A 24970-nucleotide genomic window follows, 5' to 3' on the forward strand; every position below is an offset into this window, starting at 1 on the left:
TCCTGGGTCCTTCCAGGTGAGGGGAACGGAACGGCGTCGGGGCGCGGGGGCGGGGCGTCCGCCCCCGGCGGCGGCTCTGCGGCGGGTCTCAGGCGAGGCTGGTCCAGATGCTCTTGACCTGGGTGAACGCCTCGATGGCGGACCAGCCCATCTCGCGGCCCAGCCCCGAGTCCTTCATCCCTCCCCAGGCCGCGGCGGCGTCGAGCATCGGGGGCATGTTGATCCACACGGTCCCGGCCCTGACCCGGGCGGCCAGCCGGTTGGCGGTGCCGATGTCGCGGGACCAGATCACCGCCGCCAGCCCGTACCGGCTGTCGTTGGCGCGGGCGACCAGCTCGTCGGGGTCGTCGTAGGGCAGCACCGACAGGACCGGGCCGAAGATCTCCTCGCGGGCGATGCGCATCCCGTCGGTGACCCCGGAGAACACGGCCGGGCGCACGAAGTACCCGTCCCCGTCCTCCAGCGGTGCGCGGTCGTGCAGGTGGGCGCCCTCCTCCCGGCCGATCCGGACGTACTCCTCGGCGCGGTCGCGCTGCTCGGCGGAGACCAGCGGCCCCAGCCGGGTGGCGCCGTCCAGGCCGTGGCCGAGCTTCATCGAGGCCGCCCCGGCGGCGAGCTTCTCGGCGAACTCGTCGTGGCGGGCGGCGTCCACGTAGAACCGGGTGTAGGCGGCGCACACCTGCCCGGAGTTGAGCAGGCCGCCCATGAGGTTGCCCGCCACTGCGGCGTCGATGTCGGCGTCGGCGGTGATGATGGACGGCGCCTTGCCGCCCAGCTCCAGGGACACGTGCTTGAGGTCGCGCCCGGCCCCGGCGGCGATCTCCCGCCCGACCTCGGTGGAGCCGGTGAAGGACACCTTGGCGACGTCGGGGTGGGCGACCAGGGCGCGGCCCACCTCGGGGCCGCCGGTGACGACGTTGACGACGCCGTCGGGGAACCCGGCCTCGCGGACCAGGGCGGCCAGGCGCAGGGTCGTGAGCGGGGTCTGCTCGGCGGGCTTGACGACCACGGTGTTGCCGGCGGCCAGGGCGGGGGCCAGCTTCCACACCAGGATCATGAGCGGGAAGTTCCACGGCGTGATGAGCGCGCACACGCCCAGGGGTTCGCGACGGGTGCGGTAGTCCACGTCGGGGACCGACAGCGGGGCGGTGACGCCGGTGATCTTGGTGACCCAGCCGGCGTAGTAGCGCAGGTGCTCCACGGCGTTGGGCACCGAGAAGCCCGCGCTGACCGCCAGCGGCTGGCCCTGGTCGGTGGTCTCCAGGGCGGCGAACGCCTCGGCGTCGGCCTCCAGCAGGTCGGCCAGGCGCAGCAGCAGGCGGGCGCGGGCCGCCGGGAGCAGGCCGCCCCAGGCGTCGGAGCCGAAGGCGCGGGCGGCGGCCGCGACGGCGGCGTCCACGTCGGCGGCGGTGGCCTCGGGGACCTCGGCGATGACGCCGCCGGTGGCGGGGTCGACGGTGGCGCGGACGGCGCGCCCGGCGGCGGGGACCGGGGCGCCGTCGATGAGCATGTCGGTGTGCAGGTCGGTGTGGCGGTGCTCGGCCATGGGGCGTCCCTTCGTCGGTTGGGGCGTGAGCCTAGGCACAGTGGTGGCGGGCGGGTCTCCGTTCTGCGCACGGGTGGTCGCCGTTCCGTGCACGGCGCCCGCTCCGCCCGGCCTGTGCTTGTCCGGGTTTCCGTGACCGGGCTAACATCCGGTCAGGACGCGGGGAGGGAGCAGGGCGTGGAGGGAGCGCAGGCCACCGACCGGCTCGACCGCTTCGAGGCGGAGGCGTCCCGGGCGTTCGCCCCCCTGCGCATGCGCCGGGCGGACGAGCGGCCGTTCCGGGGCTCGTTCGCGAGCACCCGCGTGGACGACGTGGTGCTCACCCGGATCACGGCCGCGCCGGTGCTGGTGCGGCGCGAGCCGTCGTCCATGAGCTCCACCGACCCGGAGCTGTTCAAGGTCGCCTGGCACGTGTCGGGGCGGGCCGGGGTGGCGCAGAACGGGCGCGAGTGCCTGCTGTCCCCCGGCGACCTGGTGGTCTACGAGACCGGACGCCCCTACGAGCTGCCGTTCTGGGAGCCCTACGACACCGTCGTGATGGGGGTGCCGCCGCGCCTGTTCGGGGCGCACGCCGCGGTGCTGCGCCGGCGGACGGCCGTCCCGGTGCGGGCGGGCCGCGGGCTGGGCGGGGTGGTGGGCGCGCTGTTCCAGGGGGTGTCCGGCGGGGCCGCGGCCGACCTGGGCGCGGGCGGCCGCCACCACCTGGCGGCGGCGCTGGTGTCACTGGTGTGCGCGGCGTTCGCCGACGCCGCCGCCGCGGCGCAGGACGAGGACCCCTGGGAGCGGATCCGGGCGTACTGCCTGGCGAACCTGTCCGACCCGGGGCTGTCGGCGGAGTCGGTCGCCCGGGCGCACGGGATCTCGACCCGCTACCTGTACAAGCTGTGCGCCGAGCGCGGGTTCGCCCCGGGCCGGTGGATCCGCGGCGAGCGGCTGGCCCGCATCCGCCGCGACCTGGCCGACCCGGCGCTGGCCGACCGCGGCGCGGCGGCGATCGCGGCCCGCTGGGGCGTGCTGGACGCCGCCCACCTGGGGCGGATGCTGCGCGCGGAGTTCGGCGAGACCGTCCCCGAGATCCGCGCCCGCGCCCGGTCCTGAGCCCCCGGGGGGCGCCCCGGGTCCGGGTGTCAGCGGGGTTCGACGAAGGCGGCCAGCTGGGCCAGGGAGGAGGCGATCCCGGTCGCGTGGTCCTCGGCGGAGATGCCCGGCGGGACGTCCTCGGCGGTGACGGTCACCACGGTGCCGCCGCCGTCGGGGGCGAGCGCCCAGGTCATCGTCATGGTCCCGGCGAAGGCGGGGTCGTCGGAGTCGAACACCGCCTTCTGGACGACCCGCTCGCCGGGGACGAGGTCGGCGAAGCCCACCTCGACGACGTCGGTGTCCGCGTCGGTCTTGCCGCGGCCCGGCTCCCGGTAGGTGAGGGTCAGCCGGAAGCCGCCGCCCGGGCGCGGGTCGAAGTGATCCATCCGGCCGGTCATCCCCTCGGGGGGCAGCCACCGCTCCAGCGCGGCGGGGTCCAGCAGGGCGCGGTAGACGTCCCCGGGCGGGGCGGCGATGCGCCGCTCCCCGCGGTCGACGCGCTTCCCGGTCATGGCACTCCCCCGTTCGTGCGTGCCCCGCCACCCTCCCACGCCCCGCCGACGGTTCCGGGCCCCGGCGGGGGACGGCCCGCCTCGCCGGGGGCGCCCCGGACCCCGGCCGGGTGCGCGGTCCCGTCCGGCGGGCGGGACCGCAGCAGGTCACTTCTTGCGGCCGACGCCGGCGTACTCGGCGACCGGGCGGATCTCGCCGATCTCCGTCTCCAGGGGGCGCCACAGCGAGCAGGAGACCACGCCCGGCTCCAGCAGCTCCAGGCCGTCGAACAGCGCCTCGACGTCCTTGGCGGTGCGGACGGTGAGCTTGGGCGTGCCCTTCTCGTTCCAGGCGGCGGCGACCTGGTGGGCGCGCTCGCGGTCGATGTCGTCCACGGGGTGGGAGACCACCAGGAAGCTGCCCGGGGCCAGGGCCTCCAGCAGGGTGTCCAGGACGTTCCGGACCTCGGCGTCGTCGTCGATGAAGTTCACCACGCCGAGCAGCATCAGCGCGACCGGCCGCGACAGGTCCAGGGTCAGGGCCGCCTTGGCGAGGATGCCCGCGGGGTCGCGCAGGTCGGCGTCGATGTAGTCGGTGACGCCCTCGTCGGTCCCGGTGAGCAGGGCGCGGGCGTGGGCGAGCACCAGCGGGTCGTTGTCCACGTAGACCACGCGCGCGTCCGGGGCGATGCCCTGGGCCACCTCGTGGGTGTTGTTGTGGGTGGGCAGGCCGGTGCCGATGTCGAGGAACTGGCGGATCCCCTCCTCCTCGGCGAGGTGGGTGACGGCGCGGACCAGGAAGGCCCGGTCGGCGACCGCGTTGTCCACGATCTCGGGGAAGAACGAGCGGATCTGCTCGCCCATCTCGCGGTCGACCGGGTAGTTGTCCTTGCCGCCCAGCCAGTAGTTCCAGATGCGGGCGTTGTGGGGGATGGTGGTGTCGATCTTGGGGGGAGTATCGGAGGTCACGTTCCTTCTTCCTGTCCGGGAGCGGCGCCGGGACGCCGTTCGCGCGATATGCCGCCCAGTAAACGGTTCCGGGGCCCCGCGGGCAAGTACCGACGGTCCCTCGACCCACATTCTTCAAATATTTCGCATTAAGGACATGCGCCCTCTGTCGGGATACCCGGTGCGAAAATCACGGGCGGCCCCGCCGCCCGGCCGGTAGTTTTCCGATGACCCCACCACTGGAGCCGCCCGTGAAGCACGCGTCACCCGAGTTCGCCGAGATCGCCGCGAAGCACACCGTCCTGCGCTGCCAGGTGGGCTCCGGCGTCCACGGACTCGGCCTCCCCGGCCAGAACGACCGCGACGAGATGGGGATCTGCGTCGAGCCGCCCGAGTACGTCATCGGCCTGCGCGGGTTCGAGCAGTACATGTACCGCTCCCAGGACGACCACGTCCGCTCCGGGCCCGGCGACCTCGACCTCACCGTGTACTCGCTGCGCAAGTGGATGCGCCTGGCCCTGGACGGCAACCCCACCGTCCTGCTGCCGCTGTTCGTGCCCGAGGACGAGATCGTCGGGATCACCGACACCGGACGCGACCTGCGCTCCCGGGCCGACCGCATCGTGTCCCGCCACGCCGGGCGGCGGTTCCTGGGCTACCTGCGCGCCCAGCGCGACCGGTTGGAGGGCACCCGCGGCGGCAAGCACACCAACCGGCCCGAGCTCGTCGAGCAACACGGGTTCGACACCAAGTTCGCCTACCACATGGTCCGGCTGGGCCTCCAGGGCGTGGAACTGATGGAGACCGGCCGCATCACCCTGCCCATGCCCGCGGACGACCGGGAGTGGCTGCTCGCCCTGCGCCGCGGCGAGCACACCAGGGCCGAGGCGCTGGCGCGCGCCGGCGAGCTGGAGGAGCGGCTTGCCGCCCTGTGCGAGAGCTCCGACCTGCCCGAGGAGCCCGACACCGCCTGGGCCGACGCCTGGCTGGTGGACGCCTACCGGAGGTCCTGGGACCGGGGGTGAACGCACAGGTCGCGACGGGCGCCCCGGCGCGGCGGTCCGCCGGGGGCGGGATAGGCTGGCCCACCGTAGAGGTACACGCCGGGTGAGTGCCGGCAAGGAACGTGAGGAAGCCCCACCGTGATCGGAACCATCGCCTTCGTGCTGATGTGCGTGAGCCTGTCGATGATGATCGTCTCCGGTCTCATCGCCACGCTGATCAAGACCCGCTAGGGCGTGCGTCCGGGCGCGCCCCGCGGGGTGCGCCCGCCGCCTCACCGCCCGGGATCGACCTCCACGAGGTCGTGGCGGGCCAGCTCGGTGCCGTCGCCGCCGATGACCGCGACCCGGCCGCCGGAGATCTCGTAGCGGGTCTCCCCCGCCTGTGCGGTGTAGCCGTCCCCGTCGCGCCGCGCGGGGACCACCATGGGCTCGCCGGTGCCGTCCAGGAATTCCCCGAAGCAGTACAGGTCCCCCGTGCCGTCGGCGCACAGGACGATCCGGTGCCGCGAGGTCTCGTAGGACTCCACCAGCGGCCCGTTCCCCGAACCGGGGATGAGCTCGGCCACCCGGTCGGGGCAGGGCACCTGGGCCGCGGGGCCGGACGGGGCCCTGTCGGGCTCTTCACCGTCGGGCCACCACCAGAGCGCAACGGCGGCCAGCCCCAGGGCTCCGAGCGCGAGCGCCCGCACCGTTCCGGGCGGTACCCGCGGCCGGTCGCGCGAGCGCCCGCCCACCACGGGCAGCGGCTCGGTCACCGGCTCCCGGCCCCCTCCGCCGGGGTCGGACGCACCGCCGGCCTCGGCGGGCACGGAAACGGTGGGCGCGGGCACGGCGGGAACCGGCACGGCGGGCGCCTCCGGGAGGGGTCCGGCCGGGCCGGGCCCCGGAGCCGGGCTCCGGAGCGGCAGGCCGGGGGGTTCCACCACACGGACCGGGGGCGGGTCCTGCGCCGCGAGCGGCGGCGGGACCGGGGCGTGGAACGCGTCGGCCCCCACGGGTTCGGCCAGCAGGTCCGCCGGGCCCGCGGGACGGGCCGCCGTGCGGACGGTGTCGCACACCAGGCAGGCCCGGACCGCCTCCTCGTTGGGAGCGGCGCAGACGCCGCACCGCCAGTCACCTTCCGCCAAGGGTGCCCTCCCCCCGCTCGGCCCCACCGTACGCCGCCGGACCCCGGAGCGTGCCGTGTTCCCGGAATCCGCGCGCTTGGGAGGTACCCCCGCAGAATACGGGGAACCCTCCCGAAACCCCCGTCACCGCGGCCGGTCCCGGCCGCCCCGCACCCCTTACCGTCCGTCCCGGGAACCTCACCGCCGGGGACATGGACGCGTCCACGCAGGCCGGACATCCTCGAAGGCATGGCCCGGAACCCTGTTCGCGCCCGCCCCTGCGACGGTCCCACCCTCCGCGGCGGCCGCTGCCGCCGTCCCCGCCTGGTCCCGCCCTGCTCCGACCACACCCCGCACGCCCTGGCCCGCCGGAGCTCCCCGGGGCCGTGGGCGCGCCGCCCGGCCCCCCTGCGCGCGCCGCGCCGCAACGGCCCCCGGCTGAGTGCCCTGCTCCCCACCGCCTGGCCGTCCGCCGCGGACTCCCCCGGCAACGCCGAGCGCGTGCGCCGCTGGCTCACCCCGCGCGCCCGCGCCGCCCTGGACTGCTTCGCCTCCCTGCTCCCGGCCCCGTGCCGGCACCGCGTCTGCTCTCCGTCGCACCGCGCCGACTGCCCGACCCTGGAGGCCCTGGCCCGGGCCTGCGAGTCCCCGGCCGCCGTCGCCGCCGGCGCCCTCCCCCGTATCGCCGAGGACGGTTTCGCCGACCTGCGGCCCACCCCCGAGCACCGCGTCGCCCGCGCCCTGGCCCGGGCCAAACAGGAGCAGCTGGGCCTGCGCGCCTTCGCCCCCGGGGCCGCCGTCGAGCGCCCCGCACCGCACCTGGCCGACCTGGCCCTGTCCCTGCGGCTGCTGGGCGTGCTGGCCTGCGCCGTGCAGGGCCGGGCCCGCTGGTGCCCGGCCCTGGCCGCGCTGCTGGACCGGGGACCGCTGCCGGACCCGACGGCGGTGTTCGCGCTGGCGACCCGGTTCTCCACCCCCTACGGGCTGGAGTCCAGCGCCTGAGCGGCCCGGCCCTCCCGACCGCCCTTCCAGGACGTGTATCCGGCGTGTATCCGGTTTATCGCCGCCGCTCGTAGCGTTGCGCACCACTCCTCGGTCCGCATCCGGCCCGAGGGGGCGTCCCCGACCGCGCACCTTCCCGGAAAGGCATCACCGTGCTCCGAACCCTCGGAACCGCCGGCGACCGGCTGCTGGCCCGCCTCGTCCCGCGCGCCACCGCGTCGGCGAGCTACTGCTGGTGGCAGTACGCCCCCATCAGCAGCCCGTGCATCCGCCGCTCCTGCTGCAACGTCCCCGGCAGCGGAGGCACCAACGGCGCCACCGTCTGCTCGCCCTACCGCCCCTGCTGACCCGGACCCGTCGGCCGCACCCGCTCCCGGCCCGCGCGTGGCGCGGCCAGCCGATGTATCGGGGATGTATCCGGTTTATCGGCCCCGTGCCTAGCGTGGCGCGCAGCCGTCGCCGCCCCGTCCGGCCCTGTGGCCGGGCGGGGCGGCGGACGACGGTCCCACCGCATCCCGAGGAGCCCCCCATGCTCGAACGACTCGCCTCCGTGAGCGACCGGCTGCTGTCCCGCCTCGTCCCCCGGGCCCGGGCGTCGGCCGTGGTCTGCTGGTACGAGTACCTCCCGATCAGCAGCCCCTGCTACCGCCGGTACTGCTGCACCGGCAGCGGTATCCCCGGAGGCTCCTACTGCACGGGGTACAGCGCCTGCTGACCGGACGGGACACCCGTGTTCTCCCTCCTGGTCGCCGCCCGGACGCTGCTGGCCGTGGTCCTGGCCGCCTCCGTCCTGGGCAAGCTGCGCGGCCGCTCCGCACGGCGGGACTTCGTGTCCGCCGTGGAGCGCCTGGCCCCCGCCCGGGCCGTCAGGGCGCTGACCCCGCCCGGCGGCCCCCGCCGGGCGGGGGCCCGCGCCGCGGCGGCCGGCGTCCTGGCCGCCGAGGCGGCGACGGTCGCGCTGCTGGTGTCGGCGCCCGCCGCCGGCCTCCTGTGCGCGCTCGTGCTGCTCTCCGCCTTCACGGCCGCCCTGGTCGGGGCGCTGCGGCGGGGGGACCGCGCCCCCTGCGCCTGCTTCGGCGCCGCGGGGCACCCGATCCGCCCGGCCCACGTGGTCCGCAACCTCCTCCTGGCCGGCGCCGGTGCCGCCGGCCTGGCGGCGGCCGCCCTGGACCCGCAGCCCGCCGGGGCCGCCGCCGCGGCGGTCGCCGCCGCCGCCGGGGCGGCCGCGGCCCTGCCGTTCCTGCTGCTGGACGACCTCCTCGACCTGTTCACCCCTCTCAGACCCGGGAATCGGACCTCACCATGACCGTCGTCGCCCTCGCCGCCGCCGTCCTGGCCGTCGCGCTGTGCCTGCTCGACCTCCTCCTGACCGTCGGTGTCATCCGCAGACTCAAGGAGCACACCGAGCTCATCCGGAACCTGTCCACCGCCGGGATGCCCGACCGGACGGTGCTCGCCCCCGGGGAGCGCTCGGCGCCCTTCACCGCCACCGCCGAGGACGGCGGGACGGTGGGCACCGACTCCCTGGCCGACCCCACCCTGGTCGCGGTCTTCTCCCCCGGCTGCGGGGCCTGCGCCGAACAGCTGCCCCTCTTCGTCGACCGCGCCGCCGCCTTCCCCGGCGGCCGCGGCGACGTCCTGGCCGTCCTCGCCGGGTCCCCCGGGGAGGTGGAGGAGGAGGCCCGGCGGCTCGCCCCCGTCGCCCGCGTGGTCGTCGAGGGGGCCGCCGGCCCCGTGGCCGAGGCCCTGGGGGTGCGCGCCTTCCCCGCCTTCCTGCGCCTGGACTCCACCGGACGGGTGCTCGCCAGCGGCTACCTGGCCGCCGACCTGGACGAGTCCGTTGCGGTCTGACGCGGGGCCTGAGGGGCCCTCCGGCCCCCGGGCCGCCGCCCGCACCGTCGGCTCGGCGTTCGCGCTGGCCTGGCGGGCGGGGCCGCACCTGACCGCCGGGTACGGGCTGCTGGTCCTGGTCCAGGCCGGGGTGCCGGTCGCCACGGCGTGGCTGACCAAGCTGGCCCTGGACATGATCGTCGCCCCCGGCGCCCCGGACGGGCGGCTCGCGGCGGTGGCGATGGGCCTGGCCGCGGCCGGGGTGGTCGTCACGCTGGCCCCGCACGCGGCGCACTACCTGACGATGGAGGTCGAGCGGCGGGTGGCCCTGGTGTCCCAGGACCGCCTCTTCGCCGCCGCCGAACGCCTCACGGGGCTGGCCCGCTTCGAGGACCCCGCCTTCCTGGACCGGCTGCGGCTGGCCCAGCAGTCCGGCGGCCGCACGCCGGGGGTGGTCGTGAACAGCGTGTTCACGATCGCCGGCGGCGCCGTCACCATCCTCGGCTTCCTCGGCTCCCTGCTGGTGGTCAGCCCGTGGATGGCGGCGGCCGTGCTGCTGTCGGCGGTCCCCGCCCTGGCCGTGGAGCTGCGCCTGTCCCGCGGCCGGGCGGCGATGATGTGGCGGATCGGGCCGGTGGAGCGCCGCGAGATCTTCTTCCGCGGCCTGCTGTCCGACGTCCGGGCCGCCAAGGAGCTGCGCCTGTTCGGCACGGCCGGGTTCCTGCGGGACCGGATGGCGCGGGAGCGGCGGACCGCCAACGCCGAGCACCGCCGCATGGACCGCCGGGTGCTGGGCGCCCAGGGCGGCCTGGGCGCGCTGTCGGCGGTGATCGCGGGGGCCGGGCTGGTGTGGGCGGTGTCGGCGGCGGCCGACGGGCGCGTCTCGGTCGGCGACGTCTCGCTGTTCGTCGCCGCGGTCGCCGGGGTGCAGGCCGCGATGGCCGGCATGATCCGGGACATCACCATGGCCCACCACGAGCTCCTGATGTTCGGCCACTACCTGGCGGTCGTCGACGGCCGGCCGGACCTGCCGGTGCGCGCCGCCGCGCGCCCGGCCCCCGCCCTGCGCCGGGGCATCGAGTTCCGCGACGTGTGGTTCCGCTACTCCCCGGACCACCCGTGGGTGCTGCGCGGCGTCGACTTCACCGTCGGGCACGGGCGCTCGGTGGGGCTCATCGGCGGCAACGGGGCGGGCAAGAGCACCCTGGTGAAACTGCTGTGCCGGATGTACGACCCCGAGCGCGGGGCGATCCTGTGGGACGGCGTGGACCTGCGCGACCTGGACCCGGCCTCCCTGCGCGACCGGATCGGCGCGGTGTTCCAGGACTTCATGGAGTACGACCTGACCGCCGGGGAGAACATCGGCCTCGGGGACGTCGGGGTGCTGGAGTCCGGGGACCGGGCCCCTCTGCGGGAGGCCGCCGAGCGGGCGGGCGCGCACGGGATGGTCGCCGGGCTGCCGCGCGGGTACGACACCCTGCTCTCCCGGCTGTTCTTCGACGGCGGCGCGGACGCCGGCGACGAGCCGGGGGTACCGCTCTCGGGCGGCCAGTGGCAGCGGCTGGCCCTGGCCCGCGCCTACCTGCGCGGGCGGCGCGACCTGCTGATCCTGGATGAGCCCAGTTCGGGGCTGGACGCCGAGGCCGAGTACGCCGTGCACACCGGCCTGCGCGAGCACCGCCGCGGCAGGACGAGTCTGCTGGTCTCCCACCGGCTGGGGGCGGTGCGCGACGCCGACCTGCTGGTCGTCCTGGAGGGGGGCCGGGTGGCCGAGTCGGGCACGCACGCCGAGCTGGTGGCCGCCGGGGGCGTCTACGCCCGTATGTTCGGCCTCCAGGCCCGCGGCTACCGCGAGGACCCGGTCGCGGACGGTCAGGCCGCCGACGAATGGACCGCGGACGGGCGGCCCGCCGACCCGGCGGGGAGCGCGCGGTGACCGCCCTGCTGTCGGTCGCGGCGGCGGTGGCGGCCGCGGGGTGCGTGCTGTGGTGGCTGCGCCGCACGCTGGTGGCCGTGGACGTGTCCGGTCCGAGCATGGCGCCGACCCTGGCCGACGGCGACCGCGTGCTGGTCCGCCGCCGCCGGACGGCCGACCTGCGCGTCGGCGACGTGGTGGTGCTGGAGGTGCCGCGGGGGGCCGGGCCGTGGCCCGCCGACGCGGACCCCGGCCACCGCTGGATGGTCAAGAGGGTGGCGGCGCTGCCCGGAGACCCGACCCCGGCCGTGTGCGCTCGGGCGGCGGGCGTGGCCCCGGGCGCGCCCGTCCCGCCGGGCCGCATGGTGGTGCTCGGCGACAACGCCGCCCTGAGCGCCGACTCCCGGGTGTGGGGGTACGTCCCCGCCCGGCGCCTCCTGGGCGTGGTCCGGCGCCGCATGGCGCGCCCGCGCACACCCTCCGCCTGAGCGCCCCGCACCCACAGGCCGGGCACCGGCCCCGCACGCGGCCCCGATCGGGGCCGCTCCCCGGTGCCCGCGAGGGCCGCCCGGAACCGCTCCCCCGACCCCGGAGCGGCCCGGGCGGCCCGCCGTCAGACCGCCGGGCCGTCGGAGGCCGCCAGGACCGGGCGCGCCCCCCGGTGGGGCAGCGCCACGCCGGGCCCCCTCCGGAGCCGCGCGCCCTGCTCGGAGGCGTAGAGGCGGAGCAGCCCGGTGACGCGGTAGCGGTTGTCGCCCGCGGGCTCGATCAGGCGGGCGTCGGCCAGGTATCCCAGGGCCGCGGTCGCGGTGACGGTGTCGCAGTCCGCCAGTTCCGCCGCCTCCCCGGGCCCGAAGGCGCCGGCCGGACGGACGGCCAGGCGCTCGAAGAGGTCGGCCGCCAACCGCTCGGTGGCGCGGGCGGCGCAGCGCAGCGGGGCGACGGCGCTCGCGAACGCGGCGCGCACCGACCGGTCCGCGCAGACCAGGGCGTCCAGCCGGTGGCGCTCGTCGTCGAGCAGGTCGGCGAACGCGCGCAGCGGCCACTCCCGGCGCGCCTGCAGCCGGCGGCCCGCGATCCACAGCGGGAGCGGCAGGTGGTCGCAGAAGGCGGCGATCCGCGCCGCCGACCCGGGATCGGCCCCCACGCGCGCGGCCCCGCACATGCGGGCCAGGAGGGCGACCGCGTCGCCGGGCCGCAGCGCGCCGACCCCGACGTGGCCCGCCCCGTCCAGCGCGCTGAGGTGCCGGCGGCTCGTGACCAGTGTCCCCGCCCCCGGCCAGGTGGCCACCAGGGGCCGGACCTGCGCCTCGTCGACCGCGTTGTCCAGCACGAGCAGCAGGCGCCGCCCCGCGCCGCGCTCGCGCAGCAGGCGCACGCGCCCGTCCACCCCCCGGGGGACGCGGGCCGGGTCCACCCCCAGCCCGTGCAGCAGTTCGGCCAGGACGTCCGCGGGCGTCCGCGGCCTCCCCCCGTGGCCGGAGGCCTCCAGGTCGGCCCACAGCCGCCCGTCCGGGTACCACCGCTCCGCCTCGTCGGCCGCCCGCGCGGCCAGGGCCGACTTCCCGCTGCCCACCGGGCCGTGCACGGCGGCCAGCACCGGCGCGGGCCCCGGGGCGAGCAGTTCGGCCAGGGCGGACAGCTCCGTGTCCCGGCCCACCAGGACGTCGACCCGGGGGACCGGCCGGGTCGCGGCGACCTGCCGCGGGACCGGCGGGACCGGCGGGGACGTCCGGTCGAGGAGGGAGCGGTGCAGCCGGGTCAGCTCCTCCCCCGGGTCCAGGCCCAGGTGGTCGCGGAGCGCCGCGCGGGCGGAGCGGAAGGCGTCCAGCGCCCCGGCGGTGTCCCCGGCGTGGTGGAGGGCGAGGATGAGGTTGGCCCACTGCCGCTCGCGCAGGGGGTCGGCCGCGACGCCGGCCCGCAGCTCGCCGACCAGCCCGGCCCCCGCGCCGCGCAGGATCCGGGTCCTGGCCAGGTCCTCGGCGGCGCCGCGCCGCAGTTCCTCCAGCGCTTGCAGGCGCGGGGCCAGGTCGAGGGTACGGGGGACGTCCTCGGCCGCGCCGCCGCGCCACAGGCCCACGGCGGCCGCCAGTTCTTCCTCCGCCCGGGCCAGGTCCCCGCCGTCCAGGGCGCTGCGGCCCGCGCGGGCGTGCTCGGTGAAGGCGGTGACGTCCAGTTCGCCGCCCTCGACGCGCAGCAGGTAGCCGGGGTGGCGGGTGAGGATGCGCCCCGGGTCGCCGATCCGCCGCCGGAGCCGGGCCGCGTAGGTGCGCAGGTTGGCCACGGCCGAGCGCGGCGGCTCCCCGTCCCACAGGGCGGTGACCAGTTCGTCCAGCGGCACCACGTGGTTGGGCCGTAGGAGCAGGGCGGCCAGCAGGGTCCGCTGCTTGGTGGTGCCGAGGTCGAGCTCTCGGGCTCCGGCGAACACCTGGGTGGGGCCCAGCAGCCCGAATCGCAGTCCCATGGGTCCTCCAGGGGGGAGGGAGGCGGGGAGCGGTGGCCCGGGGGCAGGACGACCAACTTTGGGAGCGCTCCCAAACACGTTACCTCTCGTCCAATGCGCCGTCAACAGGGCTTTCTCCGCGCGACACCCCGGCTACGCGGAGCATCGGCCGCGAGGGGCGGAGCCGGGTCCGGAAAAGCGTTTCCCCGCACCGCGCCCCGCGCGCTACGGTTCCCCCATCGACGACGTGTAGCTCAGTCAGGAGAGCGTCCGGCTCATAACCGGGAGGTCGCGGGGGCAGGGCCCGCCACGTCGACGGGCCCCGCCAGGGGCGGCGGTACGTAGCTCAACCAGGAGAGCGCCCGGCTTGAGTCCGGGAGGGAGCGGGGGCGGGACCCGCCGTACCGGCCGGCCGACGCGCGCTCCCGACCGCGCGCGTCGGCCCACACGGTGTGTAGCTCAGCCAGCAGAGCGCCCGGCTCTCAACCGGGAGGGCGTGGGGGCGGAACCCACCGCACCGGCATGGACGACACCACCCCCGTACACGCGAACCCCGGGTACCCGGCGAGCCGCCTGCTCAAGGAGCTGGCCACCGCCGCGGCCCACGACGACCCCGCCGTGCGCAGGGCCGCCGAGCGGCGCGCCGCCACCTGGCGCCGGGTCGCGGCGGGCATGGCCTCCGGGCTGCTGTCCGTCGGCTCGCGCACCCCGGTCAGGGGCCTGCCCGCCTGGGTCACCCCCGAGGTCGCGCACGGGGGGTTCGCCACCGGTGAGGCCGCCGCCGGAGGGCCGCTGCGCCCGCACGAGCTGGACCTCGTCCGCCGGCACGGCCTGCGGGAGGACCGCGCCGCCTTGTACGCCCACCACCTCACCGAGGCGGGCCTGGAGCACCTGGGCGCACTGCTGGACAGTGGCGGCTACGCCGTGGACCAGCCCGAGCAGGCGGCCCTGCTCACCGTGGTGTGGCTGCTGCGCGCGGGCGACACCGCCGCCGCGCTGCGGCTGCTGGCCGAGCTGGACCCCTTCGCCACGACCCTGTGCCTCACCCCGCGCCCGGCCCCCGTGCGGGACCTGCCGCCGGGCGCGGTGTTCCGCTACTCCGTCCGCGAGGTGCGCGACACCCTGACCTCGGTGGCCGCCCGGGGCTCCGGGGCGCCCGGCGTCCAGCAGGAGGCGCTGGCGGTGTGGAACCCGTTCGCCGACCGGGTCCTGGCCCACTGGCTGGAGACCGCCGCGGACGGCGGGACCGGGGTGGACGCGCACCGCCCCGACGGGTGGGCCGCGCGCGGCGCCGCCCTGCTCGACGAGTACGAGCGGCTGGCCGCCGAGCACACGCTGTGCACCAAGCACCGCAGGCCCAAGGAGAACCTCGCGATCCTGCTGGCCGCACTGCGCGAGGCCGTGGACCCGGCCGGGTCCGGCGTGCTCGGGGCACGGCGGCGCGGCCTGCTGCGGTGCGCCGTGGCCGCGATGACCGCCAAGCGCGGCGTCCCCGGTTCCGCCGGGCACGCCGAACTGCGCGCCCGGCAGGCCGGCCAGGCGGCGCTGCCCACCTATGACGTGCTGGCCGCGCTGCTCGCCGAGCGCCTGTCCGCCCTGCCGGAGAACTCCGGGGTGCCCGACCCGGACGCCGCCCTGGCCCCCGTCTCCGCCGCGGAGGCGCGGGACTCCGGCGCCGCCGCCGGGTCCGCGATCCCGGGGCCGCTGCGCGCCCGGGTGGAGAAGGCCGTCATCGCCCCGCCGGAGGACCTGGTGGAGCTGGGCGTGGTCCCCTCGGCCGAGGTGCTGGCCGCCCTGGTGCCCGCCCTGGCCGCCGAGGCGCAGGCGTCGGCGGTCGGCGACCCGGCGGCGGCCCGGCTGGTCGCCGCGAACCACGAGGCGTTCGCGCGGCGGCGGTCCCTGCTGCTGCTCCACCTGGCCTCCCAGGTGCGGCAGGGGGAGCTGCCCTGGGTGCGGGAACTGGAGCGCCACCACGGGTCCGCCGAGGCGCGCCGGGAGGCCGCCCGCAGCGTGATCGTCCGGGTGGGCGACACCGCGCTGACCTGCTTCCCCGGGACCATCACGCCGAACCCGCTGGTGAGCGAGCTGAACGGGCTGGCCCGCACCGCCGAGGGGCGGGTGCCGCCGTCGCAGGTGGACTTCCCGTTCGTGGAGGAGCTGGCCTCGGACATCTTCATGGGCGCCTTCTCGGCCAAGTTCACCCGGGCCGCCCGGCGGGCCGCCGAGGTGGTCGAGGGGACCCTGTACGCCCGGTACTACGGGATCGACTGCGCCGGGGTGTTCGCGCTGGAGGAGAAGCGCTCCGGCGGGGAGCAGACCTTCGCCGGGCTGTGCCGGGAGCGCGCCGGGGACCCGCCCCGGACGGTGCCGGGCAACGGCACGGTGATCGAGCAGGCGCAGATCCTCACCACCCACAACCTGGCGGCGCTGGTCGCGGCCGGGTCCCGGCCGCGGGACGGCTGGGAGGCGGCGGCACGGCGGGCGCACCGGATGACGGTGCGGCTGCTGGGCGCGCTGCCCCGGGTCCACGACGCGCTCGCGCACGTCAAGAACGCGGCGTTCGCCTGGCGGCAGACCGTGTTCCTGCTGTCCCGGTGCACGCCGCGGGAGCAGCGCGCGGTGCTGGCCTGGATGGAGGAGGCCGGCCCGCCCTACCACGTGCGCGAGCGGCTGGCCCCGGCGCTGGCCGGGCTGCGCGCGGCGGTGGAGGGGCACACCCTCCCGGCCCGCGGCGACGGGGAGGCCCGGCGCTTCCTGGGGTGGACGGTGGGGCGGCACTGGATGCTGGACATCGCCCCCGAGGCGCTCCTCCGGAACCGCCACCGCTTCTGAGGACCGGCCCGGGGGCGCCGTCCGTCCCCGGTGCGCCGCCCTCCGGGGCGGGCGGGCGGGAACGGCGCGCGGCCCCCGGCGCGATAGGGGGATGTGGGGGGCACCCTCCGCGTGGCAGTGTGGACGGGACCGGGCGCTCCCCCGCGCCCGCCCCCGCGAACGGAGGAACCCCATGCTCCCCGCGTCCGCCCCCTCACCTGCCCTCCCGGCCCCCGCCCCGGCCGTCCCGCGCCCCTCGCCCCTGTCCCTGGTGTGGTCGGCCCTGGTCACCCTGGTCGTCCTGCCGGGCCTCATGGCCCCCGCCCCGGCCGCCGCCGAGACCGTGGCCGCCGCCGAACCCGCCGGATGGATGGGCTCCCTGCCCGACGGCACGGGCCTGGCGGAGCTGTCCATCCCCGGCACCCACGACAGCGGCGCCTGGCGCGGCACGGTGTGGTCGCGCACCCAGGACCTGACCATCGCCGAGCAGCTCGACGCCGGCGTGCGCTTCCTGGACGTGCGCACCCGCCACTACCGGGACTCCTTCCCCATCCACCACGGCGCCGAGTACCTGCACCTGAACTTCACCGACGTGGTCGTGGCGATCGACGCGTTCCTGGACCGCAACCCCACCGAGACGGTGCTGATCCGGATGAAGAAGGAGCACACCGAGGAGGAGAACACCCGCAGCTACCAGGAGACCCTGGACCACTACATCGAGGAGGACCCCGGCACCCGGGGGATCCTGGGCGAGCACCTGTGGCGGCCGCCGGTACAGGGCGGGGCGTACGTGCCGGACCTGGGCGAGGTGCGCGGGCGGATCGTCATCGTGCAGGACTTCGCGGCCTCGCGCGACTACGGGATCGGGTGGAACGGCCCGGCGACGGACATCCAGGACGCCTACCAGGTGCCCACCCTGTTCGACATCCCGGCCAAGTGGGACAAGGTGCGCGCGCACCTGGAGAAGGCGGCGGCGGGGTCGCCCGGGACGCTGTACGTCAACCACCTGAGCGGGAGCGGCGCCCCGTTCGCGAATCCGCGCGAGGTGGCCTGGGGCTTCCTCGGCTCGCGGGGGGTCAACACCTACGCGGTCGCCCACCTGCGGCAGGCGCCCCTGGAACGGACCGGGATCGTGGTGATGGACTTCCCCGACCGGGAGCTGATCGACCTGGTCCTGGCCCGCAACACGGGGTGAGCCCGGGGGGCGCGCCCCCCGGGGTCCGGCCCGCCGGGGCCGACCGCCGTCCGCCCTAGGGCACGGCCGGCACCGGCGGGACCGGTGGGATCCGGGGCCCGGGCGGGGCGTCCGTCCACACCGTCCCGCTCCGGACCTCCGGGTCCCGAATAACACCTTACGGAATACGAGGGAGTGAACGTGAACGCTTTTGGAAAACCCGTGGGACATGAGGGGCTGCTGTGGCCCTTGTCTCGCACTGTCCGTTATCGACGGTGACGGTCCCGGCACTTCCCGGTACGGCTCCTTCGGCGGCCCCGAAGACACCCCGAGGGTTTGAAAATCAAACCCTCTCGGTTAGGGTGACCGCACAGGCCGCGCAACAAGGGAGTCGCCATGACCGCCGCCGTCATCGTGGACGCCGTCCGCACCCCGATCGCCAAGGGCAGGCCGGGGGGCGCGTACGCCGACGTCCACCCCGTGGACCTGCACGCGCACGTCCTGCGCGCGCTGGTGGAGCGCACCGGGATCGACCCCGCCCGGATCGACGACGTCATCGGCGGCGCCGTCGGCCAGGTCGGCGAGCAGTCGGGGAACACCGCGCGGTGGGCCGCCCTGGCCGCCGGGTTCCCCGAATCGGTCCCCGCCGTGACCGTCGACCGCCAGTGCGGGTCGAGCCAGCAGGCCCTGCACTTCGCCGCCCAGGGCGTCATCGCCGGCGCCTACGACCTCGCCATCGCCTCCGGTGTGGAGTCCATGAGCCGCGTGCCCATCGGCTCGCAGTCCCTGGGCCGCGACTTCACCGGCCCCGGCGTCGGGGAGCGCTACCCCGAGGGCCTGGTCCCCCAGGGGGTGAGCGCCGAGCTCATCGCGCAGCGCTGGGGCCTGGACCGCGGGGTCCTGGACGAGTTCTCCGCGACCTCGCACCGGCGGGCCGCCGACGCCTGGGCGCAGGGCCGGTTCGACGCCGAGGTGAGCCCCGTCAACGACCTGCGCACCGACGAGAGCATCCGCCCGGACACCACCCCGGAGATCCTCGCCGGGCTGCGCACCGCCTTCGAGGACGACCACTGGAAGCGGCGCTTCCCCGGCCTGGAGTGGAGGATCACCGCTGGCAACAGCTCCCCCATCAACGACGGCGCGGCCGCCGTGCTCGTGGCCGGCGAGGAGGCGGCCCGCCGCCTGGGCCTGCGGCCCCGCGCCCGCGTCCACTCCTTCGCGGTCGTGGGCGACGACCCGCTGTACATGCTCACCGGGATCATCCCGGCCACGGAGAAGGTGCTCGCCCGGGCCGGGCTGCGCCTGGACGACATCGACGCCTTCGAGGTCAACGAGGCCTTCGCCCCGGTGGTGCTCGCCTGGCAGAAGGAGACCGGCGCCGACCCCGCGAAGGTCAACGTCAACGGCGGCGCGACGGCCATCGGCCACCCGCTGGGCGCCTCCGGCGCCCGGCTGACCGCCACACTGCTCAGCGTGCTGGAGCAGACGGGCGGCCGCTACGGGCTCCAGGTGATGTGCGAGGCGGGCGGCCTCGCCAACGCCACGGTCTTCGAGCGCCTCTGAGTCCCGGAAGGACCGGGCTCCGCCTCCGTGAACGCCCGGCGGGCCGCCGGGGGTCCGGGCGGCCCGGTCCGGGTGCGGGTCAGCGGCGGTCGAGGACGACGACGGGGGTGTGCGGGCGGCGGGCGGAGAAGGCGTCGATGTCGCCCCAGCCCCGGTAGTCGTCGAACCTGCGCCAGAGGCGTTCGCGCTCCTCGCCCGCCGCCTCGCGGCCGACCACGCCGAACGTGCCGTCGAGGGTGTCGACCTCGGCCCGCGGGTGCGCCCGGAGGTTCAGCCACCAGGCCGGGTCGGCCTCGGCCCAGCCGTTCATCGCGAGCGTGACGTAGGAGTCCCCGTCCAGGTGGTAGCCGAGGATCACGGCGCGCTCGCGGCCGGTGCGGCGGCCCTGCACGCGCAGCCGCAGCATTCCCATCCGGTCGCCCGGCCGGGGGCGCGACAGCCCGCGGCCGGTGGCGCGGAAGAGCAGCCGGTGGCCGGTCCAGACACTGCGGACGAACCAGCGCGGCGGCGGGGCGGGGGTCTTCTCACGATCCGTCATCGTCACCCTCCTCGGGTCGTCTACGGCGTAGACCTACACCGTAGACCTACAGAGTAGACCGCCGCCTGCGCGCGGTCAACGGAATGGGGTGCCTAGACTGGGGCGGGTGACGACGCGACGATCGAGGACGGCCCCGGCGGGGCTCACCAGGGAGGGCATCGTCGGCGTCGCGATCCGCGTCGCCGACGCCGACGGCCCGGCGGCGGTCAGCATGCGGCGGATCGCGCAGGAACTCGGGGTCGACCCGATGTCCCTGTACCGCCACATCGGCGCCAAGGACGGCCTGCTCGACCTCATGACCGACACCGTCGTCGCCGGGATCGAACGGGTCGGACCGGGGGCGACCTGGGTGGAGACCGCCCGCGAGCAGATGCTGGCCGCGCGCCGCACCATGCTCCGCCACCCCTGGACCGCCGAGGTCATCAAGGCCCGGCCCGCCCCGACCCCGGCCGCCCTGCGCTACGTCGACACCGTCCTGGGCATCCTGCGCGGCGGGGGCCTGAGCCTGGAGCTGACACACCACGCCCTGCACGCCCTGGGCAGCCGCATCCTGGGGTTCAGCCAGGACCTGTTCGACGACGGCGCCGACACCCCGCCCGAGGTCGCCGCCGCCCAGGCCGCGGCGCTGGCGCCGGAGATGCCCTGGGTGGCGGAGATGATCACCGGGTCCACCCACGAGGGCGCCCTGGGCGGCTGCGACGACGACGCGGAGTTCGTGTTCTCGCTCGACCTCATCCTCGAGGGCCTGGAACGCCGCCGCGCCGCCGGACGGTAGGTCTCCCGCCCCGCGGCGCGGCCCGGACCGCGCGGGCCGGAAGAGCGCCCGGGCCGCGGCCCCTCGCGGCCGCGGCCGGGCGTCCGCTCACGGGGCGTCTCAGGAGAAGGACACCGAGACCGCACCGAGGGCGTCGAAGCGCGCCTCGACGCGGTGGCCCGCCGTGACGAAGGGGGCGGTGGTGATGGAGCCGGACAGGACCACCTGCCCGGGCTCCAGGGCGGCCCCGATACCGGCCAGGCCGTCGGCCAGCCAGGCCACGGCCTCGGCGGGATGGCCGAGCACGGCCTTCCCCTCGCCCCGGGCGACGCTCTCGCCGTCGATGTACAGCTCGGCGGTGAGCGCGGCGAGGTCGGGCACCTCGGACAGGGGGGTCCAGGGGCCGTGCACCAGGGCGCCGGCGCTGGCGTTGTCGGCGACGGTGTCGACGAGGGTGATCTCCCAGTCCCGGACCCGGCTGTCCGCGATCTCCAGCGCGGGGGCGACCGCGTCGGTCGCGGCCAGCACGTCCGCGGCGGTCACGCCCGGGCCCCGCAGGCCCCGGGCGAGGCGGAAGCAGATCTCCGGCTCCGCCCGCGGGGCGCAGTACCGGGAGGCGTCCACGGTCGCGCCGTCCTCGACGACCATGTCGTCGAGCAGGTGGCCGAAGTCGGGTTCGTCGACGCCCAGCAGTTCCTGGACGACGCGGGAGGTCAGGCCCACCTTGTAGCCGACCGTGCGGGCGCCCTCCCCGACCCGGGCGGCGATGTTGCGCAGCTGGATGTCGTAGGCGTCGGCGACGTCCAGGCCGGGGTAGGTCCGGCTCAGGGGCTCCACCGGGCGGACGGAGAGGTCCGCCTCGCGCAGCGCCCGGGCGGCCTCGCGCCGTGTCTTCTCGTCCAGGGTCACTCGGTCTCCTTCTCCGCGACGCGGGCACGGCCGGTCTCGCGGCCCCGGAGGGCGTCCCCCGCCCCGGGGCTCCTCGGCCGGGTCGCCTCACCGTACCGTGGCGACCGCTCCGCCCGGAACGCCCTGCCCGCCGGGGTTCCGGGCGGGCACCCGGCCGGGTCATGTCGCGGACGCGGGGCCGCCGGACCGGCCGGCCGACAAGTGGTCGGCGGCCGCGAGGTGGAGGAGGCGGCGCAGGGTGAGCTCCCGGGACGCGTCCAGCCCGAGGCGGTTGCACGCCAGGTGGGCGCACTGGTCCAGGACCCGCCGTGCCCGCGCGGGGTCGCGGAGACCGTCGACGGCCGCCGCGACCGACCACGCCCACATGCCCAGGGTGCCCGCCGGGCGGCCGCGCGCCGCCGCGGCGAGGTCCCGCGTCCTGGCCAGGGTGTCCAGGAGCGCGTCGCGCCGCCGGTGGTACAGGTCGGCCGGGGCCGCGGCGGGTTCGGGGACCCCGCGCGGCGGGGAGACCGGTGCGGATGGGGCGTCACCCGACGACGGCGCCGTCCACCAGGCCAGCGCCAGCAGGGCGAAGGCCGTCGCGGCGCGCCGCCCGCCCTGCGGGTCGGCGCTGATGACTTCCCGCACCACCGCGCTGCACCGGACGAAGTGGTCCTCGACGGCGTGCAGGGCGGCGCCCGTGCCGTACTTGCCGGTCTCCGGCCGGTAGGGGATCTCGGCGAGGGAGTTGTTCGGCCGTCGGCGGCGTTCGTACCCGGCCGCCTCCTCGGCCGCCGCGAAGGCCGGCGCGTACCGTTCGTACTCGGCCTGTCCCACCAGGGACGGCGCCGGACGCCGGGCCAGGAACGCCTCCGCCGCGCCGGTGACGATGCGCCGGGCGTCGCCGGTCCGGCGCGGTCCGGGCAGGACACGGATCCGCACGTGCGGCCCGGCCTCCCAGTGCCGGAGGAAGAACAGGCCCTCGGCCGCCTCCTCGGCGGCCAGCCGGGCCGTGATGTCGCCGAGGAGGTCGCCGGCCACCGCGTCCAGGTCCCCGTCGTAGAAGACGTGGACGCCCAGCCACGAACGGGGCTCCGGGGCCGGCGCCGGACTCCCCCCGCCTGCGTGGTGCGGTCGTGTCACGGCCGTCCGTCCCCGCTCACGCCCAGGACGAGTTCCGCGACGTGCGGGTCCGGGCCGGATCCCGGCGCCAGGGGGTCGGGGAGCGCCTCGGTGAACACGACCGCCCCCGCGTCCGGCCGCTGGAGCACGCCGACCAGGCCCTGGACCAGGAACCAGCTCCCGAAGTCGAGGTACATCGGCTTGCGCCACTTCGTCGACGCCGGCCTCGGACCCTCCTCGGAGGTCCGCCACAGCGTGAGGAAGCACCGCTGCGGGAGCCGCTCCGTTCGGCGCCACTCCTCCAGCCGGAGGAGGTACTGTCCGCTCCGCTCCCCGGGACGGATCACGGGGACCTCGGACACCGGGAAGCGCCGGGCGCCCCGGACGAGGGTGAGCCCTCCCGCGGTCAGCCGCGGCCGGTCGCGGCGCAGGCCGGCCGCGGCGGTGACGGGCGGAGCCGGTGCGGGTGTGAGCACCTCACCGGAGAGGATCGACAGCAGGTGGGAGAAGGGGTACTGCCACAGGGACACCATCATGCCGGTGTGGACCACCCGCACGGGCCGCCGGTGGCGGCGCGACCACAGGGCCAGCAGCCCGGTCTCCTCCTCGACGCGCACCAGCAGGTCCTCGACCGCCAGGGTCGTGTCGCGGTCGCCCGGCACTCGCATCGGGGCGTCGCCGAGCGTGTAGGGCAGCACCTGCCGGTGGTCGTTGAGCGACAGGCCGAACCGGTCGCTGAAACAGGCGTAGACCGGGCCTCCCGGGAGGTCCGGGAAGCGAGGGGGCGCCTGGAGCCGGCCGGGGTCGGTGAGGTGGTCGATCCGGGCCCGTACGGCCCCGAATCCGGGCATGACCGTGTTGACCACGACGGCCGGCCCGGGCCCGTCGCCGGGCACGACTTGAACGGCGGCGTCGAGGGAGCGCACCGGCGGGACCCACGCGGGAAAACCCGCCGCGGCGGTGCGCAGCCGCTCCGTTCCGATCACGACCGGTTCCGGCCAGGCCGGGGCGCCCGTGGGCGCGGGCACCGGGCCCGAGACCGGGTAGGGGGCGATGGCGGCGGTGGCCGCATCGCACACGCCCGCCAGCCGGCGCACGGATTCCCACGCGCTCTCCCGGGCCGACATGGCGGTGGGCGACGCCAGCCACGCGTTCAGCTCCCGGTAGATGTCGCCGGTCGCCTTCCGGGCCTTCTGCAGCTCCCGGTAGAAGCGGACCAGCGGCATCGTCCCGCGTGCCGCGACGGCCTCGCCCAACAGCTCGGTCAGCACGAGCCGGGCGGGCAGCCACAGTGCGAAGGGCGCCAGCCACCGCCGCAGCGCGTCGAGGTCGTCCAGGACCGGTTCCCAGGCGGGGACCGAGCAGGACGCCAGCGGTCCAGGGGTCACGGCGCTGTCCCGCAGGCCGTTGATCGTCCTGGTGGCGAGGTACGCCCCCAGCGGGTCGGAGGCCGGTGCGTGGGCGGCGAGTCCCCGCACCTGTCCGATCACCCTCCGCCGGTGCTCCCGGTAGGGCTCGACCCGGTCCAGCGGCACCCGCGTCGAGAGGGTCCGGTCCAGCTCCCGCAGGTCGTCGGCGAGTGCTCGGGCTCCGGGGTCGGCCGGGTGGCGGTCGTCCAGCCACGCCGCGCAGTCGCCGAGCATCGTCTCGAACCGGGACACGGGGACGACGCGGACGAGCAGCCCGGCCTTGAGGAGGTGGTCGATGAAGGCGTCCACCCGCTCGGCCGGTTCGGCGCCACCGCCGCACAGGCGCCGGCGCAGCTCCCGGCGGGACAGTCCGGCCGCCTCGGCCCCGAGCAGTGCGACGACGTCGAGCACCGCCGGGCGGGCGGGGATCGAGCAGGGGGCCTGGGAGGCCGTGGGGCCGATGTAGCCGATCGTCCCGCCGTCCCGCTCGGCGGTCGGGTTGAGCCTGAGCACCGCCTCATCGCGGAGATCGGGCCGCGAGGCGGCCAGCTCCGCGATCCTCTCCCTGAGCCCGTGCTCGGCCGGCTCGTGGACGCCGAGGGCCTGCCGGGGGTGGACCGCCACCGCAGGGCCGTCGGCCGCCCATTCGACCGGCCCGCTGGTCAGGAAGGCGCTCAGCGGACTCGTCTTGGCCGCGGCCCGGGCCACGTAGCGGGCGAGTGTGGACACGGTGCGCGGCCGGGGCGAGCGCGCCGGATCCCCGAGCCACTTGTCGAGCTCCGCGGCGAGCGCGGGGCTGGAGACGTCCAGGCCGATCCGGAACGCCGGGTCGGCGGCGGTCCCGACCAGCAGGTCCCGGCGTTCGGCCGCCTCGGCGTCGAGGACGCGCTCCAGCGACGCCTCGGCCGACCGGAGGCCGTCCAGGTCCGCCAGCCAGCGCCGGATGTCGCGGGCCGGCCCGGCAGGCAACCGGTCGGCGAGGTCGGGCGCCCATTCCTTGGCCGTGGGCCGGCGTCCCCGGTACAGCGCCCGGCGGAGTCCGACGAGCCGCGGCCGCAGGGGCTCCCGCTCGGGCAGGGCGCCGATGACCGGGTGCAGGGCGTCCGCCGCGGACCGGCCCCGCTCGGCCACGGCGGACCGCCGCGCGAGGATCTCGTCGACGGCCCGGCCGGTGGAGGGGAAACGGAGGGTGTCCAGGACCCCGCTGGGCAGCCCGGCCCGGCGGAACACCGCCGGGCCGGGCCGCACCGGATCCGTCACGGCCGCTGCGGCATCACCGTGCGTGTACATCGTCGGTGGAGGCTCCACCCTGCAACCTTCCTTTCCGCAGCGACACGGGACCGATC

The 24970-nt window shown here is 76.6% G+C and carries 22 protein-coding genes and 3 tRNA genes; 16 read left to right on the plus strand and 9 right to left on the minus strand.

The annotated features are described in order from the left end of the window. Positions 1-88: 88 nt before the first annotated feature. Positions 89-1546, minus strand: coding sequence for an aldehyde dehydrogenase family protein (locus ACFVNO_RS15930; protein ID WP_378893203.1), 1458 nt, complete (start codon positions 1544-1546; stop codon positions 89-91). Positions 1547-1723: 177 nt separating this feature from the next. Between ACFVNO_RS15930 and ACFVNO_RS15935 the strand changes: the two genes are divergently transcribed. Then, a complete protein-coding gene (locus ACFVNO_RS15935; protein ID WP_355266897.1) occupies positions 1724-2644 on the plus strand; it encodes an AraC family transcriptional regulator in 921 nt (306 codons plus the stop codon). Positions 2645-2673: 29 nt separating this feature from the next. On the opposite strand, the gene ACFVNO_RS15940 is transcribed toward ACFVNO_RS15935, so the two are convergent. Together ACFVNO_RS15940 and ACFVNO_RS15945 are read right to left on the minus strand one after the other, a co-directional pair. Then, positions 2674-3138 carry an SRPBCC family protein gene (locus ACFVNO_RS15940; RefSeq protein ID WP_355266894.1) on the minus strand — a complete coding sequence of 155 codons (465 nt, stop codon included), beginning with the start codon at positions 3136-3138 and terminating at the stop codon, positions 2674-2676. A 147-nt stretch (positions 3139-3285) separates the two neighbouring features. Then, positions 3286-4086, minus strand: a complete 801-nt coding sequence (locus tag ACFVNO_RS15945; RefSeq protein ID WP_355266891.1) for an SAM-dependent methyltransferase — start codon at positions 4084-4086, stop codon at positions 3286-3288. Positions 4087-4316: 230 nt separating this feature from the next. On the opposite strand from ACFVNO_RS15945, the gene ACFVNO_RS15950 reads away from it, so the two are divergent. Continuing rightward, a complete protein-coding gene (locus ACFVNO_RS15950; RefSeq protein WP_355266888.1) occupies positions 4317-5090 on the plus strand; it encodes a DNA polymerase beta superfamily protein in 774 nt (257 codons plus the stop codon). Positions 5091-5341: 251 nt separating this feature from the next. Here the strand turns inward: ACFVNO_RS15950 and ACFVNO_RS15955 are convergent, their stop codons facing one another. Beyond that, on the minus strand, positions 5342-6196 hold the full coding sequence (locus ACFVNO_RS15955; protein WP_378893209.1) for a hypothetical protein: 855 nt from the start codon (positions 6194-6196) through the stop codon (positions 5342-5344). Between the two features lie 228 nt (positions 6197-6424). Between ACFVNO_RS15955 and ACFVNO_RS15960 the strand changes: the two genes are divergently transcribed. The 7 genes from ACFVNO_RS15960 (at position 6425) to ACFVNO_RS15990 (ending at position 11410) form a co-directional block, all read left to right on the plus strand. After that, positions 6425-7177: a hypothetical protein gene (locus ACFVNO_RS15960; RefSeq protein WP_355266882.1), complete on the plus strand. Its 753-nt coding sequence runs from the start codon at positions 6425-6427 to the stop codon at positions 7175-7177. A 152-nt stretch (positions 7178-7329) separates the two neighbouring features. Next, positions 7330-7524, plus strand: coding sequence for a hypothetical protein (locus tag ACFVNO_RS15965; protein WP_355266879.1), 195 nt, complete (start codon positions 7330-7332; stop codon positions 7522-7524). A gap of 182 nt (positions 7525-7706) precedes the next feature. Further along, positions 7707-7892, plus strand: a complete 186-nt coding sequence (locus ACFVNO_RS15970; protein WP_220560623.1) for a hypothetical protein — start codon at positions 7707-7709, stop codon at positions 7890-7892. Between the two features lie 15 nt (positions 7893-7907). After that, a complete protein-coding gene (locus tag ACFVNO_RS15975; protein WP_378893215.1) occupies positions 7908-8483 on the plus strand; it encodes a MauE/DoxX family redox-associated membrane protein in 576 nt (191 codons plus the stop codon). After that, positions 8480-9028: a TlpA disulfide reductase family protein gene (locus tag ACFVNO_RS15980; RefSeq protein WP_378893217.1), complete on the plus strand. Its 549-nt coding sequence runs from the start codon at positions 8480-8482 to the stop codon at positions 9026-9028. Before ACFVNO_RS15975 ends, ACFVNO_RS15980 begins: the two co-directional genes overlap by 4 nt. Then, positions 9018-10943: an ABC transporter ATP-binding protein gene (locus ACFVNO_RS15985; protein ID WP_378893219.1), complete on the plus strand. Its 1926-nt coding sequence runs from the start codon at positions 9018-9020 to the stop codon at positions 10941-10943. Before ACFVNO_RS15980 ends, ACFVNO_RS15985 begins: the two co-directional genes overlap by 11 nt. Further along, the gene (locus ACFVNO_RS15990; protein ID WP_355266867.1) at positions 10940-11410 is read left to right on the plus strand and encodes a S26 family signal peptidase; all 471 of its coding nucleotides are present in this window, start codon (positions 10940-10942) and stop codon (positions 11408-11410) included. The genes ACFVNO_RS15985 and ACFVNO_RS15990 overlap by 4 nt, the downstream gene beginning before the upstream one ends. A gap of 125 nt (positions 11411-11535) precedes the next feature. Here ACFVNO_RS15990 and ACFVNO_RS15995 read toward each other — a convergent pair whose 3' ends face one another. After that, positions 11536-13386, minus strand: a complete 1851-nt coding sequence (locus tag ACFVNO_RS15995) for a BTAD domain-containing putative transcriptional regulator (RefSeq protein ID WP_378893223.1) — start codon at positions 13384-13386, stop codon at positions 11536-11538. A 222-nt stretch (positions 13387-13608) separates the two neighbouring features. Here ACFVNO_RS15995 and ACFVNO_RS16000 point away from each other — a divergent pair. The 6 genes from ACFVNO_RS16000 (at position 13609) to ACFVNO_RS16025 (ending at position 18913) form a co-directional block, all read left to right on the plus strand. After that, positions 13609-13681: transfer RNA gene (locus ACFVNO_RS16000), tRNA-Met, on the plus strand. A 19-nt stretch (positions 13682-13700) separates the two neighbouring features. Next, positions 13701-13773, plus strand: a tRNA-Ser gene (locus ACFVNO_RS16005). Positions 13774-13813: 40 nt separating this feature from the next. Continuing rightward, positions 13814-13886, plus strand: a tRNA-Glu gene (locus ACFVNO_RS16010). Between the two features lies 1 nt (position 13887). Next, complete coding sequence (locus ACFVNO_RS16015; protein WP_378893225.1) at positions 13888-16197, plus strand: transcriptional regulator; 2310 nt, start codon at positions 13888-13890, stop codon at positions 16195-16197. A 172-nt stretch (positions 16198-16369) separates the two neighbouring features. Further along, a complete protein-coding gene (locus ACFVNO_RS16020; RefSeq protein ID WP_378893228.1) occupies positions 16370-17371 on the plus strand; it encodes a phosphatidylinositol-specific phospholipase C in 1002 nt (333 codons plus the stop codon). Positions 17372-17746: 375 nt separating this feature from the next. Then, positions 17747-18913: a thiolase family protein gene (locus ACFVNO_RS16025; RefSeq protein WP_355266855.1), complete on the plus strand. Its 1167-nt coding sequence runs from the start codon at positions 17747-17749 to the stop codon at positions 18911-18913. Positions 18914-18992: 79 nt separating this feature from the next. Here ACFVNO_RS16025 and ACFVNO_RS16030 read toward each other — a convergent pair whose 3' ends face one another. Continuing rightward, on the minus strand, positions 18993-19451 hold the full coding sequence (locus ACFVNO_RS16030) for a nitroreductase/quinone reductase family protein (protein ID WP_378893232.1): 459 nt from the start codon (positions 19449-19451) through the stop codon (positions 18993-18995). Between the two features lie 106 nt (positions 19452-19557). Here ACFVNO_RS16030 and ACFVNO_RS16035 point away from each other — a divergent pair, with 106 nt between their 5' ends. Next, a complete protein-coding gene (locus ACFVNO_RS16035) occupies positions 19558-20226 on the plus strand; it encodes a TetR/AcrR family transcriptional regulator (protein ID WP_355266849.1) in 669 nt (222 codons plus the stop codon). Positions 20227-20325: 99 nt separating this feature from the next. Here ACFVNO_RS16035 and ACFVNO_RS16040 read toward each other — a convergent pair whose 3' ends face one another. The 3 genes from ACFVNO_RS16040 to ACFVNO_RS16050 form a co-directional block, all read right to left on the minus strand. Next, positions 20326-21114: a 2-keto-4-pentenoate hydratase gene (locus ACFVNO_RS16040; RefSeq protein WP_378893236.1), complete on the minus strand. Its 789-nt coding sequence runs from the start codon at positions 21112-21114 to the stop codon at positions 20326-20328. A 159-nt stretch (positions 21115-21273) separates the two neighbouring features. Further along, on the minus strand, positions 21274-22236 hold the full coding sequence (locus ACFVNO_RS16045) for a lantibiotic dehydratase C-terminal domain-containing protein (RefSeq protein ID WP_378893247.1): 963 nt from the start codon (positions 22234-22236) through the stop codon (positions 21274-21276). After that, positions 22233-24932: a lantibiotic dehydratase gene (locus ACFVNO_RS16050; RefSeq protein ID WP_378893250.1), complete on the minus strand. Its 2700-nt coding sequence runs from the start codon at positions 24930-24932 to the stop codon at positions 22233-22235. The genes ACFVNO_RS16045 and ACFVNO_RS16050 overlap by 4 nt, the downstream gene beginning before the upstream one ends. Positions 24933-24970 lie beyond the last annotated feature (38 nt).

It is taken from the genome of Nocardiopsis sp. NPDC057823 (assembly GCF_042797335.1).
Classification (GTDB): domain Bacteria; phylum Actinomycetota; class Actinomycetes; order Streptosporangiales; family Streptosporangiaceae; genus Nocardiopsis; species Nocardiopsis changdeensis.

Coding starts and splice junctions, on each gene's coding strand:
- ACFVNO_RS15930 (WP_378893203.1), bottom strand. CDS start 1,546: ATGGCCGAGCACCGCCACACCGACCTGCACACCGACATGCTCATCGAC.
- ACFVNO_RS15940 (WP_355266894.1), bottom strand. CDS start 3,138: ATGACCGGGAAGCGCGTCGACCGCGGGGAGCGGCGCATCGCCGCCCCG.
- ACFVNO_RS15960 (WP_355266882.1), top strand. CDS start 6,425: ATGGCCCGGAACCCTGTTCGCGCCCGCCCCTGCGACGGTCCCACCCTC.
- ACFVNO_RS15970 (WP_220560623.1), top strand. CDS start 7,707: ATGCTCGAACGACTCGCCTCCGTGAGCGACCGGCTGCTGTCCCGCCTC.
- ACFVNO_RS15980 (WP_378893217.1), top strand. CDS start 8,480: ATGACCGTCGTCGCCCTCGCCGCCGCCGTCCTGGCCGTCGCGCTGTGC.
- ACFVNO_RS15995 (WP_378893223.1), bottom strand. CDS start 13,386: ATGGGACTGCGATTCGGGCTGCTGGGCCCCACCCAGGTGTTCGCCGGA.
- ACFVNO_RS16015 (WP_378893225.1), top strand. CDS start 13,888: ATGGACGACACCACCCCCGTACACGCGAACCCCGGGTACCCGGCGAGC.
- ACFVNO_RS16020 (WP_378893228.1), top strand. CDS start 16,370: ATGCTCCCCGCGTCCGCCCCCTCACCTGCCCTCCCGGCCCCCGCCCCG.
- ACFVNO_RS16025 (WP_355266855.1), top strand. CDS start 17,747: ATGACCGCCGCCGTCATCGTGGACGCCGTCCGCACCCCGATCGCCAAG.
- ACFVNO_RS16030 (WP_378893232.1), bottom strand. CDS start 19,451: ATGACGGATCGTGAGAAGACCCCCGCCCCGCCGCCGCGCTGGTTCGTC.